11 protein-coding genes are annotated in these 21,036 nt (G+C 60.0%); 8 read left to right on the forward strand and 3 right to left on the reverse strand.

The window, feature by feature from the left end:
• The first annotated feature begins 7 nt into the window (after positions 1-7).
• Together K6U75_04950 and K6U75_04955 are read left to right on the forward strand one after the other, a co-directional pair.
• Positions 8-2,137 carry a hypothetical protein gene (locus K6U75_04950; GenBank protein MCL6474384.1) on the forward strand — a complete coding sequence of 710 codons (2,130 nt, stop codon included), beginning with the start codon at positions 8-10 and terminating at the stop codon, positions 2,135-2,137.
• Complete coding sequence (locus K6U75_04955) at positions 2,134-2,946, forward strand: hypothetical protein (protein ID MCL6474385.1); 813 nt, start codon at positions 2,134-2,136, stop codon at positions 2,944-2,946. The genes K6U75_04950 and K6U75_04955 overlap by 4 nt, the downstream gene beginning before the upstream one ends.
• Positions 2,947-3,052: 106 nt before the next feature.
• On the opposite strand, the gene K6U75_04960 is transcribed toward K6U75_04955, so the two are convergent.
• Positions 3,053-6,169 (reverse strand): SLBB domain-containing protein, encoded by a 3,117-nt coding sequence (locus K6U75_04960; protein ID MCL6474386.1) that lies wholly within the window; start codon positions 6,167-6,169, stop codon positions 3,053-3,055.
• A gap of 175 nt (positions 6,170-6,344) precedes the next feature.
• Here K6U75_04960 and K6U75_04965 point away from each other — a divergent pair, with 175 nt between their 5' ends.
• Genes K6U75_04965 through queG form a run of 4 tightly spaced genes read left to right on the forward strand, consistent with a single transcriptional unit; the run spans position 6,345 to position 14,978 of the window.
• On the forward strand, positions 6,345-6,629 hold the full coding sequence (locus K6U75_04965) for a MerR family transcriptional regulator (GenBank protein MCL6474387.1): 285 nt from the start codon (positions 6,345-6,347) through the stop codon (positions 6,627-6,629).
• A 47-nt stretch (positions 6,630-6,676) separates the two neighbouring features.
• Entirely contained in the window at positions 6,677-10,459 is a 3,783-nt protein-coding gene (locus K6U75_04970; GenBank protein MCL6474388.1) for a methyltransferase domain-containing protein, read from the forward strand.
• A gap of 19 nt (positions 10,460-10,478) precedes the next feature.
• Complete coding sequence (locus K6U75_04975) at positions 10,479-13,856, forward strand: tetratricopeptide repeat protein (protein ID MCL6474389.1); 3,378 nt, start codon at positions 10,479-10,481, stop codon at positions 13,854-13,856.
• Between the two features lie 39 nt (positions 13,857-13,895).
• A complete protein-coding gene (gene queG / locus K6U75_04980) occupies positions 13,896-14,978 on the forward strand; it encodes a tRNA epoxyqueuosine(34) reductase QueG (protein ID MCL6474390.1) in 1,083 nt (360 codons plus the stop codon).
• On the opposite strand, the gene K6U75_04985 is transcribed toward queG, so the two are convergent.
• The gene (locus K6U75_04985; GenBank protein ID MCL6474391.1) at positions 14,947-17,658 is read right to left on the reverse strand and encodes a hypothetical protein; all 2,712 of its coding nucleotides are present in this window, start codon (positions 17,656-17,658) and stop codon (positions 14,947-14,949) included. The two genes, queG and K6U75_04985, sit on opposite strands and share 32 nt — an antisense overlap.
• Before the next feature lie 122 nt (positions 17,659-17,780).
• Positions 17,781-19,007, reverse strand: coding sequence for a hypothetical protein (locus tag K6U75_04990; GenBank protein ID MCL6474392.1), 1,227 nt, complete (start codon positions 19,005-19,007; stop codon positions 17,781-17,783).
• Positions 19,008-19,196: 189 nt separating this feature from the next.
• Between K6U75_04990 and K6U75_04995 the strand changes: the two genes are divergently transcribed.
• Both K6U75_04995 and K6U75_05000 read left to right on the forward strand, forming a co-directional pair.
• Positions 19,197-19,913: a helix-hairpin-helix domain-containing protein gene (locus K6U75_04995; GenBank protein MCL6474393.1), complete on the forward strand. Its 717-nt coding sequence runs from the start codon at positions 19,197-19,199 to the stop codon at positions 19,911-19,913.
• A 23-nt stretch (positions 19,914-19,936) separates the two neighbouring features.
• Positions 19,937-21,034 (forward strand): hypothetical protein, encoded by a 1,098-nt coding sequence (locus tag K6U75_05000; GenBank protein MCL6474394.1) that lies wholly within the window; start codon positions 19,937-19,939, stop codon positions 21,032-21,034.
• Positions 21,035-21,036: the final 2 nt, after the last annotated feature.

A 21,036-nucleotide genomic window follows, 5' to 3' on the forward strand; every position in this document is an offset into this window, starting at 1 on the left:
TTCCCCAATGCCTACCCGGCGCGCGATGTGGTGTCTGCTGCTGTGGAGCGTAATTTGGATAACCTCCGCACGGGCGCAGCCGCTGGTGCTGGATGTCGTGCCGGGCTTCGACGGGGTGTGCCCCGGCGAGGGGTGCTACCCCGTCACCGTGTGGATTCAGGGCAGGCGTGCCAGCTCGACACCTGCCGTCTATGAGGTGCAGGTAACCGCCACCTCCTGGAAGGGTTCCTCCACCGCCCGAAAAGCGGTTACCCTCGCGGGAGATGCGGTGTCACAGGCGGTGGGTGTTTTATTGTGTACTCCGGATGAGCCTTACGAGATAACCGCCCGTCTTTTTCTGCGTGGGCGACTGCTGGCAGCCAGTAAGCCAGTATCCGCGAAGATGGCACAGTGGTATCCCCTGCTGGTGGGGTTGGGTACGGATAACTCCGCGCTGACATACCTGCCGCAGCGGTCACTGGGCGTGGTAAGCATGGGAGGGAGACTACTACCTGCCGACACGTCACGTCCCCAGCCGCCTCCTCCTCTATTCCCGCAAACCGGTGCGGACAACCGCCGCCTTTTTATCGGGAGGACGCGCAACAGCTTGCCGCCGGACAGTGCCCTTGCATACCGCGGCGTGGCAGCGGTATCGCTGGATGACCGCGCTTGGGATACCCTCACCGAGCGACAGCAGCAGGCGTTGAAAGAATACGTGTTAGCAGGTGGGCTGCTGGTGGTGCACGGTGTGGACATTAACCGCCTGCAATCGCTGAAGCCGTCGGGATTGCTTCCCGTGGAGCCGCTGGGGCTGTCCAGCGTACCGGCAGGGGGATTGGCGGACTGGATACCGTCGCTGCGCACAACTGCGGACGCATTGCCTGTTGTTCGCTCGCGCCCGCTCGGTGACGCAAAAGTGATTCTGCGGTATCGTGAGATACCGCTGGTGGTTGTTGCACCCAAAGCGCTGGGGCAGGTGGTTTTTCTGGCGTTTGACCCGAATCAGCCTCCCCTCAACGGCGGTAACGAGTCTCACGCTTTGTGGAGAAAACTGCTGAGCCTGCACGTTCGCCGTTTTGTTCCCCCGTTAGCGGTATTTCCGGAAAGTGAGCGCTGGGCAGGACCCTTCTGGGAGCAAAAAGGGCTGTATTCGCAGTTCGTGCAGGCGATGGTGAACGCCGTTGCCGCAAAGCCCGTGCCGCTGAACTGGTTGATTGCCTATCTGGGCGTATACATCCTGGTACTCATACCACTGAACTACATGGTGCTGCGCAGGCTGGACAGACTTCACCTCTCGTGGTTCACCTTACCAATGCTGGCGGTGCTAACATCTGTGGGGGGATACCTGATGGCGGCCCGGGTGCAGGTGGGCACGCACCAGATGCGCCACTGGACAGCATGGTACACCACCTCCGGTTCGCCGCAGGCGATAGTGGAAAGCGACTGGGTGCTGTATAGCGCACGCACACAACGCTACCGCCTGCGGGCGGGGATCGATGGCATCCTGCTGGAAAACTCTCCAAGCGACCTGCAATCCCGGCGCGTGGCAGAGATTCCACAGGAGACGCCGGCGGAACTGCGTGACGTGCCGATACCGCTGTGGTCGGCGCGAACATTCCACCTGAGCGGTACCATGAACCTGATGGGCAGTGTGAACCTCTCCACCGTCCGACAGGGTAAGGACGAGCTCGTTATCAGGGTACATAACAACACTCCCTACACGCTTCGGAACATCCGCGTGGTATTTCCTGATGGCTATTATGTCACCACAGCATCGTGCCGACCGGGCGAGCGAAGCAGCATCAGCGTGGCCGAGGCTTCCGGAACGTTTACTCGGTTTGTCGTTTCGCCACCGCCGCTCCCCGGCTACCCGCAGCCACAGCCTGCCGATGCACCTGGCGGGCAGGGATGGCGCAGGCAGGCGATGCAAAACTGGTTGAGCCTTGCAGGTATTCGCCTGAGCCGAGAGGCCGGTTCCCAGCGACTGGCACCTGATGCCGTGATGAGCCCGCCACGCCGTGACCTCTCTCGGGGGCTACTGGTGGCTGAGGTACAGGATGCACCGCCAGTGGTGGAGGCTTCACCTTTGCCGTCTTCCTCCAGTCAACAGGTGACGGTGCTGGCAGTCTACTTCGAGGTAGAGGGGGACAAGCCGTGATGGACTGGCGGGAGAACCCACTGCTCCGCCGAGAGCTGCTGTATCGCCTGCGTCCATCGTCGCCGAACCGTGCGCTGTTTGCGGTGGCAGGCGTGGTGTTCCTCCTGGCAGTGGCGTTGCTCTACTGGGCGGCGTTGCAAAGCGTACGCAACACCAGGGATTTCCGTGACCTGCTCACTCTCACCCTGGTCATTGAGACCTTGCTGGTGGTGGGAGGTGCTCCCGCTGCCACTGCCAATGCTGTTTCACGCGAGCGCGAACAGCGGACCTGGGACCTGCTGACCATCACCCTGCTGCGACCACATGAAGTGGTGCTGGGCAAGCTGCTGGGCAGGACGATACCTCTGTTTCTGCTCCTTCTGCTGGGCGCGCCCATGGTGGTGCTGTGTGTTGCCATCGAGCCACGTTTCGTAGTGTCAGCGCTGCTAGGGACACTGTGCGTGGTGGTGACCCTATTGTTTTACAGCACAGCAGCGCTGGCGGCATCCTGTTTCAGCCGAAAGACGGTGACCGCTACCGCACTGGCGTATCTGTTTGCCGGCGTGTGGGTATTCGGTACGCTCATCCTGTGGGGACTGACCAGCCTCATCTTCCCCGGTGTTGGGAGCCGTGAAGCCACCTTCTGGTTAGCGGTGAACCCCTTCGCGGTGATTGAACCCATCATGAACAATTACGCTCCCGGCGGCTACGCCGACAGCAGCCCTTTGTTCACTCTCAGCCCATGGACATTACTCGTGGTATACAGCGGATTGACTGTGTTGCTGATTTGGGTGCTGGTCAGCACCTATCGCCATTGGGCTTTCGGATGACACGAACTTCGCGTAAAGTGCGTTGCGAAAGAGCATGGGTGGTGCTACCCTCGCAACGACCTGGACCACTCCCTGTGCCACCCGCGCGACTGGAAGCACACGAGACCTATCTGATCAGGGTTTCGATCAGGCGGAAAGCAATCGCACCTGTGGTGATAGAGCGTATCACTGCGTCGATCTCCGCCTGTCGGTCGCGCAGTCGCTCTGCCATGACCTTTGTCGGCACGAAGATAATGTCCCCTAACCCCACGCTGCGTACCTTTTGCGCGGGCAGCACCTCTCCCGTCGCCCGGATAACCAGTATCCTGTCTCGTGCGGCATCGGAGGTAAATCCACCCGCATACTCCACGTAGTAGGAGACACTCTTGTTTGGCGTGTAAAGCACCGCAGAGGGCACGACCACCGCTCCCGTAACCGCTACGGTAGTGGGCTTTTCGGGAATGTAGATGATGTCTCCGTCGCGCACCTCCACATCCGCCTCGCTGCCGGGCTTTTGCAGAGCAGTGGCAAGGTCGACACGCACGTTACCCGCAGGGAGCAGGTCTTCTTCCTTCAGAGGGCGTGCCTGCGACACCAGGTCACGTGTCAGCAGCGTCGCAGCTTCGGCAACCTTCTCGGGTGCAGGAGCGGTTGGTGCAGTCTGTCCGAGCAGAGCAGACGCACTGGTTGGGATTGGCGGTTGCGCCAGTTCGGCTGCGAACCGCACACGTTCCACGTCTGACCGCGCCAGCGCACGCCGGTACTCTTCCTCGTTCACGACCTGCAGTACCTGCAGGATGCGCCCCGTCAGTGTCTTTTGCAGTTCGCTGATTACCTGGTCGGGGCGGCGCATCAGGCGAGCTGCCTGGGGATATGCGGATTCAAGCAGACCGCCTGCCCGCCTCACGATGTCGCTGAGGCGTTCGGTGGGCGCACGCAAGGTATACGGTCCGGGCTCTTTCACCGCACCGCGCAGGTAAACCGTCAGCGGTTTCAGACGGAAATCACCCCTTGCCGGCACTGTCACTACATCACCGTCCTCCAGCAATGGGTTGCTGGATTCCATACCAGACAAAGCCTGATTCAGGTCAACCTCCAAAGGCGGCGTGCCGATCGGTTTCCTCGCTTTGGCAATCTCCACCCGCTCGGCGGCTTCAGGTAGGGGACCTCCTGCCAGGCGGATCAGGTCAGCCAGGCGCATGTTCTCCGCACGGGGATAGGCGCCCGGCGATTGCACCGCGCCGTCGATGGTGACCACGTTTTCGGGCGTGAACTGAGCCTGTTCGCGGGTATAGACCATCAGCATGTCACGGTCTTGCAGGAGTACGTTGTGTTCGGGGTCGTTCAGCATTGCCTTGCGCAGGTCGATGGCGAGCAGCGGACCGTAACTGCCATCGGGGTTGCGCCGTTGCAGGAAGGCGCGCTCGACGTAGGCATTGGGCAGTACCCCTCCCGCCTGCAGCAGCAGGTCCTGCACGTGCATGTTGTCGGCGCGATAGTATACGCCTTGCTTCTGTACCGCCCCTCGAACCTGCACGCGACGGTCTCCCATCCACTCCACGTCTTTTAGAGCATATACCACAAGCTTATCGCGTCGCTGCAGGGGGACGTCTGCCTGCGGGTCTCTCTGCAATGCCTGTGCCAGACGCACGGGTATCAGCGTTTGGGTGTTGTCCGGATTGGTACGGAACAGGTCGGCGCGGTCAACGTAGGCATCTTCCAAGAGCCCTCGCGCCCGCTCCACGAGGTCTGCTACTGTCATGCCTGGGGTCAGCGCGTAGTTGCCCGGTTGGTCTACTGCTCCCTCGATGGTGACGATGTTGGCGAAAACAGGGCGGATGCTGTAGACCTCTACGGTGTCGCCATCGTAGAGCGGCGGGTTGTTCGCTTCGTCTGATGCCAGCAGGTTGGCGTCAATGAGCTGGCGTGCCTCACCCGGGCGAACGGAGGTTACAGCCACCCGCTGTGCTACACCGGAAGGCTTCACGCCACCTGCGAAGGCAATAGCATCGCGCAATCGCTCCGTTGGCAGCAGCTCGTATATCGCCGGGCGATGTACCTCGCCGGATATGCTCACCTGCATTTCCACCGGCGGGATAAAGATGACGTCTCCCGGCTGCAGAGGAACATCCTGGCTGCCGTCGCCGTGCAGCAGGAAGCGGTAGAAGTCAAAGGTATGCACCGAACCATCGGTGCGCTTCAGCTGGATGCGCCTCAGCGAGCCGTTGTCGCTGGGTCCGCCGCAGGCGTACAGTGCGTTGAACAGAGTAGCCACAGCGGGCACCTGGTAGCTCCCAGGTGCATACGCTTCGCCAGCGATGATAATCGTCATCGTGCGCAGCTCACGCAGTGTCAGCGTCACCTCTACATTGCGAATGACACGCGACAGAGCCTTACGTATTGTCTCCTCCAACTGAGGCAGGGTCTGTCCCCGCGCGATGATTCTGCCACCCATCGGCAGGTTGAGTGCTCCTTGTGGGTCGATCCGCACGGTCGCCTCTCGTGGTTCCAGTGTCTCGCTCCAGTAGCGCAGGGTAAGCAGGTCACCGGGTCCCAGCTGGTAGCGTTCCGGCGCAGGCATCAGCACGTTCATCCATAGCATCGCGTCGGGGCCAACGAAGTTCCTTAGCGCATCTGCAGGAGGCAGCACAAAGGGGGTGCCTGGTGCCTGCGGTGTTCCAGACGGCGGGTAGTACACCGGCGGAAACAGCAACTGTGGTACGCTTTCTGATGTGGTCGGCACCTCAGTACGGCTCGGTACAGGTGGAGTAACTGGAACGGTTTCCTGCTTCGACGTCTCTTTGGTCACAGGAGTGGCTTTCTGTACCGCGCCGGTAGGTGGAGGGGATTCCTGTTTGTGTGTTGCTTCTGGCGGCGCGGCAGGAGCCGCTTCTGCTTCTCCCTGAGATGTGACCGGTAATGTAAGCGGAATATTGCTGCGTTGCAGTGTCCCCTGCAGCAACATCTGGAAGTAGAGCCGGCGCAAGGTGATTGCCTCTCGCGCCTGCTTGAAGTAGCTGTAGCCGAACCTTTCCAGCTGCGTTGTCGGTTGCGGGCGTGTCTCTGTAGACATGGCGCGAGCGTTGTTGCCCGTCGCATCCGCAAGGGCATCTTTATCGCGTTTTTGCTCCACAGTGGACAGCTGAGCGGGCGAAGGTGGCAGCGGTGTCTGATGCCCGGTTTGTGCCCGGGATAGTGTGCTCAGCAGCAACCAGAAGCAAAAAGCAAACCCGATTCTGCGCACGCTGTGTCCCCTCCTGTACCAAGATGCAGTGTGCTCTCTCAGTATATCACGCCGGTACGCGTTCCGTCAAAACCTTACAGAGCACTACAGACTACGGGGGCGCCTGCCGATAATCTGCGTGGAAGGTACCACCTCGCAGGATTGCGAGGGAACATCATTCTCATGGAGGAGAACGATGCGACGGTCGCCATTGTACAACGGAGGGTACATGTCTATTGGCGCGGTCAGCGCGCTTACCGGAGTGGAAGTGCACACTCTGCGCTACTGGGAGAAGGAGTTCAGCGAGTTCCTCAAGCCCAGGCGCACCGGCGGCAAGCAACGCCGTTATTCGGCAGACGACGTGACGTTGATTCTGGAGATTAAACGTCTGCTGAAGCAGGAGATGTACAGCATCGCTGGGGCGCGGCGAGTACTGGCGCAGAGTTACCGCGATAGCACCTCAGCACGTGCTGCTGCCTAGCCAGCAAGCCGGCGTGGGGAAGATTCAGGATATCAGGAGATCAGCCAATGCCCACCACTTCATGGGATTGTTTTATCCCGTATTCGGCACGCGATATTCAGGAGTTCATTGCTGCTGGTGCCGACGGCGCCGTTATTCAGCGGATACGTCTGGAGCGTGACCGGCAGGCGTTGTACACAGCGGATGTATTTCTGTATCACCGGCAGCTGAAACGCCGAATGATCTGGCAGTTTATCGCCGTCAATATCCGTGACGGAAACCTGCACCTGGATTTCCCCACGCCGTTCCAGTGCCTCGACGAGGGATGGCAACAGCTGGTCACCCGAGCCTTTATCAGCGCGTTGCAGGCAGCGCAGGCGGACCCGAATGCGGCGAATGGGCTTATCCTGAATGCCGACTTTCCTGTGCCAGATGACGTGCCTCCGCTAAATGGTGGCGGAGAGAATCGGGTGGCACCAGGCTTCGCCTGGAACGAACTGTATATCCACAGTGCCAAACGTTACCTGTTCGCTGCGGAACGGGTGCAGGGAATGCACGTGCTGGATTTAGGCTGCGGGGTGGGTTATGGAGCAAAGATACTGGCGCGGAGCGCGGCACGAGTAGTCGCCGCTGACGTGGACGAACATCCTCTGCGGTATGGAGAAGAGACCTATCCCCACGCAAGGATACAGCGCGTACATATCACGCCCATCACTGAGACACAGGGGTTGCCCTTTGCGGACGGCTCCTTTCACTCGGTGGTGAGCTTCGAAGTCATTGAGCATGTACCGGTAGAACAGATGCAGGCTTTTTTTGCCGAGATCGCACGCGTTCTCAAACCAGACGGCGCGGTCATCCTATCCACTCCGAACAAAAACGTCTATATTCACTATCCCGACCCCTATCATGTGTCGCTGATGACGCTGGAGGACTTCTCCCGCCTGCTAAACAGCCAGTTTGAAGACGTGCAGGTGTATGGTCAGTTGCGCTCGAAGGGACTGCCTCATACGACAATGGAGTTCGACATCGCAGGGGACGCGCGTGACGACCATGAGATTTTTGTGGCAGTCTGTCGCGGCTACCGTGGGCGGCAAGCTACCATTTCGCTGCCGGAGCCGACCGTGTGGGAGCAGCCGCGGGAGGAGGGCAAAGCCTTGGAGCAACGGTTGCCAGTCAGCGTTATCGTGCATACGCGCAACGAGGAACACAACATCGAGCAGTGCATCGAGTGCCTGAAGGACTGGGCGGGCGAGATTATCGTGATGGACATGGAAAGCACCGACCGCACGGTGGAAATCGCCCGACGATACACCGACAAGGTATATACCCATCCTCTCATCCGTGACTTCGACGCCGCCCGCAACGTGAGCGCACAATACGCCAGTTATGATTGGGTTTTCTACGTCGATGCCGACGAGCGAGTGCCCCCTGCGCTGGTGGAGGCACTGGCAGAGATGTTGCCTGCGCTGGACGATGAGGTAGCTGCGGTCAAACTCACCTATAAGAACTACTTCCTGGGAAAGTGGATACAGTATGCCGGTCAATGGTATCCGGGCTACAAAGCGCCGATGCTGTTGCGCAAGGGCAGGTTTCAGTGGCTTGGTGGGGCACACGAAGGGGTAAAGGTCTTCGGCAAGATCGCTCTCTTCCCGCCCGACAACCCGGAGTGTGCTATTGAACACCACTCGATGCCCACTTTGGAACGCTACATGCACAAGCTGAACTACTATTCGCAGAGTGCAGCGCAGCAGATGTTAGATAAACGCGCTCCCTGCTCGTGGCAGACGCTTGCCGCAGCAATGGCCTACGCCTTCCGCTTTTATTACGACGAGACTCAGGGCTATCAGGACGGTGCACACGGTTTTCTGCTTTCCGCTTGCGCGGCAATGAGTGCTCTCGCCGACCAGATTCGCTATGCCGAGTTACTCCTGAGTAAGGGATGGGAAGGGAACGACCTGTTGCCTGCCAGTGCAGAAGAGTTTTTCCGCTTCGCAGCAGACGTGGCTGCGGGCAGGGTGCAGGTTGTCCAGAGGAATCTCTCGCAGATACTGGCACTATCCACCGACGAGCAGAAATCTGCTCCCCCTCCCAACTGGTGGCAACGGCTGTGGCTGCGACTGCAACGTTCATCGGGGGGACGTGTGGTTGTGGTTGGACCTGTCGGACCTGCGCTGTCTGCACCGGAATGGCAGGTAGTCGCGGATAACGAACAGGCAGATGCCCTCATCGCCTTTGGTGAGGGATGGAGTGAGGCAGTGGCTCGGCTGCGGGAAGGCGGTAGCTTCTTCATCGCTACGCCCCGGTTCCCTGCAGACTCCGAAGCTTGGCGCGCCGAGCTGGAACAGGCTTTCCACGCAACGGTGCATCTGATAGACCCCGAAGCAACGTGCTCGTGGTTGTTCGCCTTTGGGTGGAAGGGGCAACGCATAGAACCAGTGCGGTGCAGGGTATTGATGCTCACTCACCAGAACGCGCTCCACATGCTGGGCGGCGGCGAAACGCAGCTGTTCGAGACCCTGCTTGCGCTGCGACAGCAGGGGGTCGTGGCGGATGTCTCCCTATCGCTAAGACTATCCGATGAGCCGTATAACCTGATGCACGTCTTCAGCCTCTATCATGCAGATAAAGTAGGCCAGCTGAACCGCGCGGAGAAACCCATCGTGGTCTCGACCATCTTCCGCGACAACGCCGCTTTTTATCCGGTGACGGTCGGCGCGGCGGTGTTCCGGCAGGAGGACGCTGCGCAGGTCGAACGGGCATTGCGGGCGTGGAAGCAGGGCAATCTGCACGTGCAGGGGCTGGATGCGGCGTCGCTGGATGAGCCGGAAGAGGTGCGGTACGTCAAGCAACAGGTGGTGGAACGTGCGCAGTTGCTTTTGCCGAATTGTCGGTGGGAGCTGTCCAGTCTGCGCCGATACTTTGGACTGAGCGATAAGCCCGCGCACGTAGTTCCCAACGCTGTCCGTCCAGAGAGGTTCCTTGAGGCGACCCCCGATGCCTTCATGCAGCGTTTCGGGTTGCGCGACTTTGTGCTGTGCGCGGCACGGATCGAGCCCTTCAAGAACCAGTTGATGCTGATGTGGGCGTTGCGAGATACGGATATTCCCATTGTGCTCGCGGGCAAGGTGTCCGACCCCGAATATGGCGTGCTCTGCGAACGCTGGGCGGGCAAGAACGTGCATTTTGTGGGAGAACTCGCTCCCGACCTGCTGGCGAGCGCGTATGCCGCTGCGCGAGTGCACGCGATGCCCTCGTGGGCGGAAACACCCGGCTTAACCAGCATGGAAGCTGCGCTGGCGGGTTGTGCTATCGTGGTGGGCAACCAGGGTGCAGAGCGGGAGTATTTCGGCGAGTTCGCTTACTACTGTAACCCCGCAGACATCGACTCGGTGCGGGAAGCAGTACTGGCAGCGTGGGAGGACAGAGATGTCGCCCGACGCGAAGCGTTCCGCGAATACATCCTGAAGCGCTATACGTGGTCGGAGACGGCACGTGTGACTGCGGAGGCATATGAGCAGGTGCTGAGGTGCCAGCAAGCGTTTCTAGCCATGCCCGACTGGAACGAGCCACAGACCTGGCAACCCGTTGTCGAGCAATATCTCAGGGAGCATTCACCGGGTGACGGCGCGCTATTGCAGCTATATGCCGGAGCCTACAACGCTTTCCGCGCGGAGGTAGCCTACGAGTTGCTGGCGCAGTTCATCGTTTCGACAGGCTTCGACCCCGAACACTGCGCGGATATCGAGGTCATCGACGATCTGCCCGAGAATCTGCTGGGACGGATATGGTGGACGGGCAGTCGCTACGATGGCATTTTGCAGGCGCGTTATCAGGGTCGGACGGCGGCGTAGCAAACAGGGGGTGGAACAGATGAAGAAGGCATCAGGTGGTCAGGCATTGCATATTGTGTGGGAAGGAGCCTTTTTGGCACGGCACAGCCTTGCAGTGGTGAACCGCGAACTGGTGCTGGCGTTGCATCGGGCGTTTCCGGAGTGGGAGTTTTATCTGGTACCGCATCCCACGGATGACATGGTGCTGCATGGCGACGCCCGCTGGCAGTACATTGAGGATCGCCTGCGTCGTCTGCCTTCCCGCGTGGATGTGTGGGTTCGGCATCACTGGCCGCCCAACTGGCAACGCCCGGAGGCGGAGCGCTTTATCGTCATACAGCCATGGGAGTTCGGTTCTATCCCTTTGGATTGGGTGGATGCCATCAACCGCAACGTCGATGAGCTGTGGGTTCCTTCCACTTTCGTGCGCGATTGCTACGTGCGCGATGGGGTGCATCCCGATAAGGTGTTCGTGGTACCCAATGGTGTCTCCGAAAGCTTTTTCGAACCCGTTCCGCCGCTGGAACTGCCCACGCAGAAACGGTTTCGGTTCCTGTTTGTCGGAGGCTCGATCCCTCGCAAGGGTATCGATATCTTGCTGGACGGTTACACGCGCACCTTTACCCGCAACGACGATGTGGCGCTGGTCATCAAAGATTTTGGCACGAACACGTTCTACCGCGGGCAGAACTTCCTGGAGCAGATTCGCTGGTTCCAGCGGCAGCCCGAGGTGCCCGAAATCGTTTATATCGCCGAGGAGCTGGACGAGCAGCAGATGAACGCCCTGTATCGCGCCTGCCATGTGCTGGTGCATCCCTATCGCGGGGAGGGGTTCGGGTTGCCGATTGCCGAGGCAATGGCGTGCGGGCTGCCGGTCATTGTCACCGACTTTGGTGCGGCGAAGGATTTCTGCAACACCGAACGTGCCTTCCTCATTCCCGCGGAGGTGGAGTACTTCCCCGACAACCTCGTCGGTGACATGGAAACCGTGAACCGCCCCTTCTGGGCAAAGCCCGACCGCAATGCGATGGAAGCCTTGATAGAACAGGTATTCCACCACTACGACGAAGCCACAGCAGTCGGCGAGCGCGCTGCCCGGTGGGTGCGTGAAAACCTGACATGGGAGCGTGCGGCGCAGGTCGCGGCAGCGAGGCTGCGTGCGCACCGCGAAGAGGCTGCCGGCGCACAAAGCACGGAGACCATCATCCTGCGCGCCGCCGAACATGTTTCGCAGGACAACCCGGATGAGGCGATTGTGCTGCTGGAGAGGTTGCTTCGCGAGGACCCTGACCAGCTGAAAGCCTATTGCGGGCTGGGGGTTGCCTATTTCCAGGCGGGTAGCATCGCACGGGCGGAGGGCGTTCTACGACAGGGGTTGCAGCACGGTGAGGACTTCGAACTGCATTATCATCTCGCGTACATCCTGTTGCAGACGGGACGTTCGCAGGAGGCACTGAGGCACGCCACCCGCGCCGTGGAACTGAACCCCGACTGCGAGGAGGCAAGGCAGTTGCTGCGCGACCTGGTGCAGAAGCTGCGCCGACGCATTCTCAAGCGGGGCAGGCAGGCGCACCAGCAGGCTTTACAGCACGCCGAGCGGTTGCTGCAGCAACAGCCAGAAACGCATGCTACTGCCCGTACGACCGTGCTGCAGGCGCCAAGCCCCGTCCCCCCCAAGAAACACTCTTCCGATGCCCCGCGCCTGTCGCTGTGCATGATTGCGAAAAACGAAGAGCAGTTTTTAGAGGACTGCCTGAAGAGCGTGCAGGGAGTGGTGGACGAGATTGTGCTGGTGGATACCGGCTCGACCGACCGCACGGTGGAGATTGCGCGACGATATGGGGCGAAGGTGGTGCACCATCCCTGGCGCGATGACTTCTCCGATGCCCGCAACGTGTCCCTGCAGCACGCCACCGGCGACTGGGTGCTGTGGCTGGATGCCGACGAGCGGCTCGAGAAAGGATGCGGTGAGGGACTGCTGAACGCCATCCGCGACCCGCAGTTCGCCGGTTACCTCGTGGAGATAATCAACGATATCGGCGAAGGGCAGAACACCAGCACGTTTGTCCACCGTACCTGCAGACTGTTCCGTCGCCTGCCCATCACCCGCTTCGAGGGTCGCATTCACGAGCAGGTGACCCCTTCTCTGCAGCGCAACGGCTACGAAATCGCCTTCCTGAAAGGCGTGCGCATCCGACATCTCGGCTATCGGCACGACATCGCATCTGCCCGCGGCAAAGACGAGCGCACCATCCGCATGTTGCGCGAAGAGGTGGCGAAAAACCCCAACGACCTGTTCCAGCGGTTCAATCTGGGCAACGCCTACTATGTGGCAGGGCGTTATGCCGACGCCGCCCGTGAGCTCGATCCCATTGTGGACGCCATCGAGCCCTACGCCGACCATGCCGTGATGGGCTATGTGCTGCTGGCAAACGCCCTGTTCGCCACAGGCAAGCATGAGCAGGTGCTGGAGGCCCACCAGCGTGCGCTTCGACGAGGCATCGACCACCCCGGCTTGCACTTTGCTGACGGTTACGCTTATCTGTCGTTGCGCCGATATGCAGAGGCGGCAGAAGCGTTCCAGCGCGCCATCGCCGCACGCGACAGCGATAGCTTTGTGGGCGGAGACACCAGCGTCAGCGGCTTCAAGGCATACTACGGACTGGCACAGGCATATCTGGGACTGGAGCGTCTGGAAGACAGTGAGGCGGAATGTCGTCGTGCGCTGGCGGAAAATCCGAACTTCGCCGAGGCACGCTATCTGCTGGCGCAGTTGCTGTTCACGCGTGGCGAAAAGCAAACCGCCCTGCAGGAACTGGAGCGAGCCTATCGCGACGCCCCTAAGAACCCCGAAATCGCGCGGGAGCTGGCAACACGTTATGAGGAGGCGGAGCGATGGGCGGATGCCTATGCCATCTGGCGCAGGCTGGCGAGTGCCTTCCAGAACAACCCCGAATGGCGCTGGCACAGTGCCACCTGCGCCGAGAGATTGAACCTCTGGCAGGAAGCGCAAGCGGACTACACCGAGCTGACCGTCACGCAGCCGCAGTTCGCTCCAGCATGGGTGAACCTGGGCAGGGTGTATCTGGCGCAAGGGGATTATGAGGGCGCACTATCCTGCTTCACCCGCGCCATCGAGCTGAATCCGGAGGACGCCAACGCCTTCTTCAACGCCGGGGACGCGCTCTACCAGTTGGGCGCGTATGAGGCGGCGGTGGAAACCTACACGGCAGGCTTACAGCGCGACCCGCACAACGTTCAGGGCTTTTTCGTGCTGGGCAACGCCTATTTCCAGATGGGCGCGTACGAGGCGGCAATGATGGCTTTTCAGCAGGTGCTTGCCTTGCAGCCCGACCACCACGCCGCCCGCCACAATCTCGAACTGGTGAAAGAGCAACTGCGCGAGCGCGTGGCTTAGGGCACAGAGGCATCCTGAACAGTGTATAATACCCTCAGGATGTCTGAACGGGCTGCCATCACTCAAGCGGTTCGTGAGCGTGCGCATTCGCTGGGCTTTGACCTCGTGGGGTTTGCGCCGCTGGACGCCCCTGCCCGTGCCGACTTTTTCCGCTGGTGGCTGGAGCAGGGCTACGCCGGCGAGATGCACTACCTGCACCGCACGGCCGATGCCCGCTGTGACCCCCAGCAGGTGCTTCCCGGCGCGAAAAGCGCGGTGGTGGTGGGGCTGAACTACGCCCCTGCCGTGCCGATAGTGACGAATGACCCCTCACGCGGTGTCTTCGCCCGCTATGCGCTCGGCGAGGACTACCATGAGGTCATGACCCAACGACTCCGGCAACTGCTGGAGTATATCCGCCAGCTGCGCCCCGACTGTCAGGCGAAGATATATGTGGACGCCGGTCCGGTGCTGGAGCGCGACCTGGCATGGCGGGCAGGGCTGGGCTGGTTCGGCAAAAACACCATGCTTATCCACACGCGGCGCGGCTCGTACTTTCTCATCGGCGAGATTCTGCTGAATATCGAGCTGGAGTATGACCAGCCAGCTTTTGGCGGGTGCGGCACCTGCACGCGCTGTATCGACGCCTGCCCGACGGGAGCCATCGTCGCGCCGTATGTGCTGGACGCGCGTCGCTGCATCAGCTACCTGACCATCGAACTGCGCGGCTCCATTCCTGAAGAGCACCGCTCACAGATGGGCAACCGCGTCTTCGGCTGCGACATCTGTCAGGAGGTATGTCCTTTTAATCATCCGCGTCCTCACGCTCCTGAACGCGCCTCCCCGACCTACGAACCTGCGTTCGCGGCCAGGGAGATTACTGTTGCACCGAAGCTGGTAGACCTACTGCGAATGCGTGAAGAAGAGTTTCGCACCGCCTTTCGTCGCAGCCCGGTGAAACGTGCGAAGTGGCGCGGCTTTCGGCGCAACGTGGCGGTCGCGCTCGGCAACAGCGGGCAGGAAGAGGCTTTGCAGGTGCTTCAGCAAGAGTTGATACACGAAACCGACCCGATGGTGCGCGAGCATCTGGAGTGGGCGATAGAGCGGTGTGCTACTCGTCCCCGGTCTTCCCGAAGTTCCTGACCAGGATGCTGAAGTCAAACAGGTTAACCTCCTCGTCGCCATCAAGGTCGGCATTGGGATTCCAGTTTGCATCGCCGGGTACGCTGCCGAAAGCTGCCACCAGCTGCCCGAAGTCGAAGAGGGTGACCTCGTTGTCTCCGTCGATGTCACCGTTGAGGAGGGTGAAACGCAGCGGCAGGGCAAGTGGAAAGCGTACGTTGCGCAGTGTCTGGCTCAGCCAGTGCACGCCTTTCAAACGGACGTCGTACACGCCGGCAGGAATAGTTACAGGAATGCGAAATCTTCCCTGCTCGTCCAGCGTTACAGTGAAGCTGTTCGCACCGACCTGCATCTGCAATACGATACCCTGCGGGGATGCCTGCCAGCCATCCAACGAGACTTCTCCGTCATAAAGCAGACTCAGCAGCTGCCAGTTTACTTTCGCGGTGGCTGTGCCATCCTCCTCAAAGTATTCCACCACGATACGGTGCGTACCTTCCTGTATCGTGCGTTCGAAAGTGTATTGGGTCTCCGATTGGGTAAACCATCTGTCCAGCACGTTTGTGCCGTCTATCCAGATCCTCATACCGTCGCTGGTGGTAGCGGTGAAGCGATAGATGCCCGGAGCGAAGTACCAGTCTCCCGTCCAGCGCGCGCTGAAGTTGTCACCGGTCAGGGCAGGGTCTGGCGAGCCTTCTCCATAAGCGTAGTCGATGCGCGTTTCCAGCCGGCTGGTCAGATAGCCCTGCAGGTCTTTCGTGGTGTAATAATCCGCTCTCCATGCGTTCAGCGGCGAATCGGCGGGAGGGGGTTCATCCGCCCAGCTTACCTGCACTCGCGCGGTACCCGTGTGGTGGCGATAGCGCACTTGCACCCGGTGGTACTCACCCTGCGGAGAGGAACGTCCCGGTACCACGAACGGCGCGTCGCGCGAGGTGTAGATAATCGGCTCCCACGTCTGCAGTTCCGTGTTGTCCCATGCATCGAACACCAGCCGGTCGTCGATAATGAGCTGGATTCCGCCATCGGCGGTAATGGTGAACTTTTTCCAGCCCTCGGTGAAGCGGATATCACCCAGCCAGTACACGCTGAAGTTATCGGCGTCGACACCGGGGGCAGGTGAGCCGCTCCATGTGAAGTTGATGGCGTTATCTGTCCTGTAACGCACGAAGCTCTGGAAATGAATGCCGTTGAAATAGTTGCCCCGCCAGCGGTCACGCGGCACGGTGGTGGGATTATCGCGCAGGTCTATCTGGCGCACGTAATAGCCATGGGTAAAGAGCTGTCCCTGGGGTGCCATCCAGCGTTGCAGGTTGAAGTCGGTAATCTCCTGGAACAGGAAATAGAGTTGACCGCGATAACGCAGCTTGATTATTAGCACCCCTCGATTGACTCTGGGATATCCGAACGGGTTGCTTCCCGGATGGATCATGCCGTTCTCATCAGTGACAAAACTCATGTCGGGGATGTTGTCGTAGGACTTGCCGTAGATGCCCGGGTAGGGTCCCGCCTGATAGATGTCCACCTGTGCCCCAGCGATGGGTATGCCGTTCTGGTCCACAAACTGGATGTGATTGGAGTCGGGCAGGTCGTTGAGGAAAACGCCGATGTCGGGCGGGGCGTTCATGTTGCCGCGTCCGCGTTTGTGATGTTTCCAGTTCCATACCGCTGCGCTGTATGCATCATAGAAGGGTGAGCCTGCTCCCATGATGTCACGCCACTTGTTATAATACACGCCCTCCCAGGCGATTTTAGGCATTAGCGGTGTGCCTGCGACCAGGTTGCCGTAATCATCGGTTATCTGGATGGGGAGAGGGTAACCCGGGTAAGCGGACTGGTGAACATCGAAACCGTAGAGGTCGATATGATACCTTGCGTGGTTCATTTCGTGGATACTGCCAAAGTCGATGAAGAACGGTCCGTTCCAGCGGAACCCATAGAAGCCGTTCGGCTGGATGTCTTCGGGGTGGTAAGGGTAACCCCACTGCATGTCCACCGTGCGGTCTCGGGCGTCAGGGTTGTTCGTGGGCAGTCCCCCCGCAAGAGGCAGCGCGCCGTCGGGCACGACGACCACTTTGTCCAGCGCCACCCTGTCGAGTGCTCCGTTCGGCGAGGAGGGAAACCTCGCTTTGGCAAGCCACTCGTTCCAGCGGCGAATCATGCGCTGTGCCCAGTCCTCGAAGCCGTTCGCCCCGTCGTTCAGCAGGTACTGGTTGTTGTGGAAGTAGTTGTACAGGCTCTGTTCCACCCATAATCCCACCAGCAAGGCGTTCGTGCGGACTGCCACGCGGTTGTTCAGCTTTGAGATTTCATCAAGGGTGCCGGCGGGGTCGGCGCGAAACTCCAGGGTGTGATCGGTGCTCTCCCAGAACCACTCGTAGGGTACGGTGACCTCTTGCCCCGGCTGGATAGTGACCAGCCCGGACGCTGCCAGTGCGCCATCAAACCACCATTCGTAAGGCACAGAGACAGCTGCGGTGCCCCAGTTCTTCACATGCGCCAGATAGACCATACGCTGACCGGGCGAAGGCAGTCCAGTGGTGTAGCTCAGGTCGCCGGGGTCGAACGCGAGGCGAGGTGTCCGCTCGATATAGAGAACATCCACATCGGGCAGGAAGTTCGTAACGGGTACCTGTGCGAGCGCAGGATAGAGCAGAGCAAGCCATACGGCACAGGTGACAATGACTCTTCGGAGACGCAAACGACCACCCCTTTTCTGCTGCCTCACTGCAGGTATTATACTCCTGTCGGCGGGGCAAGTCAAACGAACAGCATGTCGCAAGGAAAGCCCCCTCTCGCAGAGAGGGGGCAGGAGGGTCGAATCTACTCGTCCCCAATGGCGCCGAAGTTCTGGACGAGAATGCCGAAGTCGAACAGGGTCACCTCTCCATCCCCGTCGAGGTCTGCCTCGGGGTTCCAGTTCGGGTTTCCGGGCATGTTGCCGAAGGCGGCGACCAACGCACCGAAGTCAAAAAGTGTGACTTCGTTATCGCCGTCGATATCGCCGTTCTGCAGTTCGACCTCTACCCATGCGGGCCAGTCGCCCGGCACCTGCACCGCAGGCAACGTGCGTCTTAGCCAGTGACTGGCTTTGAACGAGAGGTCATACTCACCCGGCTCCACGTCTTCTATCTCGAAGTAGCCGGTCTCGTCCAGCGCAACCACCTCTTCGCGAATGCCCGACTCCGAGCGTATCTGTACGCGCACGGGAACCTGCGAAGAGTTGCCCTGAAAGTCCAGCAGGGAGACAGTGCCGATGATGGAGGCAGGGCGCGCCACAAACTGCACGTAGTCCACGGAGACAGCGCTAGACTGGGGCGCGAGACCGCCCTGTGGTAGCCCGGTCACCTCGTATCTGAGCACAATAGCGGTGCCCGGGTTGGGTGGCGGTATCACCAGTCCAAAGGCCTCTCCCGGACCCACCACGAACCACTCGCCGTCGGGCAGCGGCTGCAGAATCTGTTCCAGCATCCGGTTCTCTGCATTCAACTCCTCCAGCGGCAGGGGGCCGGGGAGCCTTGCAATGCGCACGTCGCGAATCTGTACCGGGACAGGGTTCCCCTCCTCCGGCATGATTTCGTTGCGCCAGGAAAGTAGCATTCCCTCCAGCCCAAACACATACCTCCATCCGCTGGTGATGTTGAGCACCACGCTACCGGGGATGCGCCTGCCGGTAGCGTCCGTCCAGTACATGTCCTTGACATGGCTGCTGTGGTCGGCGGTGCTCCAGCCCACATGGACGGTCTGACCAGTGTCGATGATGTTGTTATCGCCATCTTTAAAGTTGTCCCATCGCATGGCGGTGTTGGCTCCGATGGGACCGGTGGCGAAGGACTGGAAGCGTCCGGATGGGTATCCGTCGTAGTGGTTGGTGACGGTTTCCGAGCCGGAGAGGACGACCGTCAGGTCATGTGCCGGAGGACCCAAATTGCGCAAATCCTTGTTCACGTCGTAGCCAAGGGCAATCTGTGCGAAAATCAACAACAGCAGAGAAGTGATGAGGCTACGCATCATGAATAGACACTTCATGGTGTGCTTCGGGCGATTCATTAGAATGCACCTCCTTTTCTAGCTTAATAAAGATGCAAGAATCGTGCCATTCACTGAGAAAAGAGCAGTAAATGCGAAAAATTTTTGAAAATTATTCTCATGCATTTTTGTATTAGTAACTACATGACAGGTACATCATGCTCACTGCCATATGGAAGCCTTATGCGAATCACAGGAGCTTGCCTGTGGGTGGCGAAGGAAACAGTAACCGTGGTCATGGAACGCATTCCGAAAGGATTGTGGACGGTTGGCGCGCTGGTGGCACTCACCTGCGGTATCCTGTTGTGGCAGGGGTTGTCTTTGTTGAGCCCGCCTGCTCTGATTCCACCCGCTGGCATGCCCGCGGGAACCTCGCATACTTCTGATGCGAACTCTTCGGGTGAGGACGAAGGTACGCCCTCCGCCACCCAGATGGACACACCGCAGGCGCAAAGCAACGAGATAGTGGTGCATGTGGCAGGGGCGGTCAAAAATCCTGGCATCGTGCGCATCCCGCGCGGCAGCCGTGTGGACGATGCAGTCAGGGCAGCAGGTGGCTTCAGCAATCAAGCGGACCCCGACCTGATAAACTTGGCGCAGCCGCTGGAGGACGGGGTGCAGGTATACGTGCCCCGCAAAGGCGAATCGGTAACGGTGGAAGGTCGGGTGGGGAGTGTCTCGCCCAGCGGGGTGACGGTTAGAGGGTCAGCAGGGCGTCAGGAGCCTCCTGCAGGCAAAATCAACCTGAACACCGCGAGCGCCGAGCAGCTGGAGAGCTTGCCCGGAGTCGGTCCCGCCACTGCCCGCGCCATCATCGAGTACCGTAAGCAAAACGGCGGCTTTCAATCCGTGGATGAGCTGATCGAGGTGCGCGGCATCGGTCCCAAAAAGCTGGAGCAGATACGCCCCTACGTGGTGGTGCGGTAATTCTGGCAGGAGGAGATATAACGATGTGGCGACATGTTCCTGTGAAGAACCCCAAACCCAATGCGCAGGAGTTCGTGGACATCCTGATGGGGCGGATTCCACAGCGGCGCACGCCGCTGGTGGAATACATCGTGGACGACGTGGTGATGCGCCCGATTGTTACCGAACTGATGGGCAGGGAGTGGGTTACCCCGCAGGGCGACCGCGAATCGCTGAAGGCTTTTCTGGATATGGTGATCGAGTTCTGGTACCGCATGGGCTATGACTTCGTGCGGCTGGAAATCGGTTTGCCGTTTCAGGAGCGTCACCTCGTCACCGCCGATACCGCCTCCAGCAAGCAGCGTGCATGGGCAGACGAGCATCAGGGCGCCATCAGCAACCGGGAGGACTTTGAAAAATATCCATGGCCTCGCATCGAAGACGTGGATTTCTTCGTGCTGGAGTACATCAACGAACATCTGCCCGAAGGCATGGGCTTTATCTCCTCTCACGCGGCGGGTATCTTCGAGCATCTCTCGTGGGTGATGTCGCTGGAGGGATTATGTCTTGCGCTGTATGACGACCCTGCGCTGGTGCAGGCGGTGAGCGACCGTATCGGCACTCTCATCACCCAGTTCTACGAGCACCTGCTGCAGCTGGACAGGCTCATCGTGGTCTTCCCCGGCGACGATATGGGCTTTCGGTCGGGCACGTTGATTGCCCCCGATGCGCTGCGCAAATACTGCCTGCCGTGGCACAAGAGATGGGCGCAGATGGCGCACGAGCGCGGCTTGCCCTATTTCCTGCACTCCTGCGGCAACCTGCAGGCGATTATGGAAGACCTCATCGAGGATGTGCGCATCGACGGCAAGCACTCCTTTGAGGACGCCATTATCCCCGTGCAGGAGTTTCAGAAGCAGTATGGTGACCGCATCGCGGTGCTGGGCGGGCTCGACCTGAACATCCTCTCCGCAGGCACGCCGGAGCAGGTGCGTCAGCGCACCCGCTATCTGATAGAAACCTGCGGGGCGCGAGGCAGGTATGCGGTAGGTTCAGGCAACTCCATCCCCAGCTATGTGCCGGTGGAAAACTACCTGTCCATGGTGGACGAGGCGCTGGACTGCATGGCAGCACAGGGATAATG

The organism is Bacillota bacterium (genome assembly GCA_023511455.1).
Classification (GTDB): Bacteria; Armatimonadota; HRBIN16; order HRBIN16; family HRBIN16; genus HRBIN16.

What these genes read in the sequence shown, in the direction of transcription:
- K6U75_04950 (MCL6474384.1), top strand. Translation starts at nt 8, where the DNA reads ATGCCTACCCGGCGCGCGATGTGGTGTCTGCTGCTGTGGAGCGTAATT.
- K6U75_04965 (MCL6474387.1), top strand. Translation starts at nt 6,345, where the DNA reads ATGCGACGGTCGCCATTGTACAACGGAGGGTACATGTCTATTGGCGCG.
- K6U75_04970 (MCL6474388.1), top strand. Translation starts at nt 6,677, where the DNA reads ATGCCCACCACTTCATGGGATTGTTTTATCCCGTATTCGGCACGCGAT.
- K6U75_04975 (MCL6474389.1), top strand. Translation starts at nt 10,479, where the DNA reads ATGAAGAAGGCATCAGGTGGTCAGGCATTGCATATTGTGTGGGAAGGA.
- queG (MCL6474390.1), top strand. Translation starts at nt 13,896, where the DNA reads ATGTCTGAACGGGCTGCCATCACTCAAGCGGTTCGTGAGCGTGCGCAT.
- K6U75_04990 (MCL6474392.1), bottom strand. Translation starts at nt 19,007, where the DNA reads ATGAATCGCCCGAAGCACACCATGAAGTGTCTATTCATGATGCGTAGC.
- K6U75_05000 (MCL6474394.1), top strand. Translation starts at nt 19,937, where the DNA reads ATGTGGCGACATGTTCCTGTGAAGAACCCCAAACCCAATGCGCAGGAG.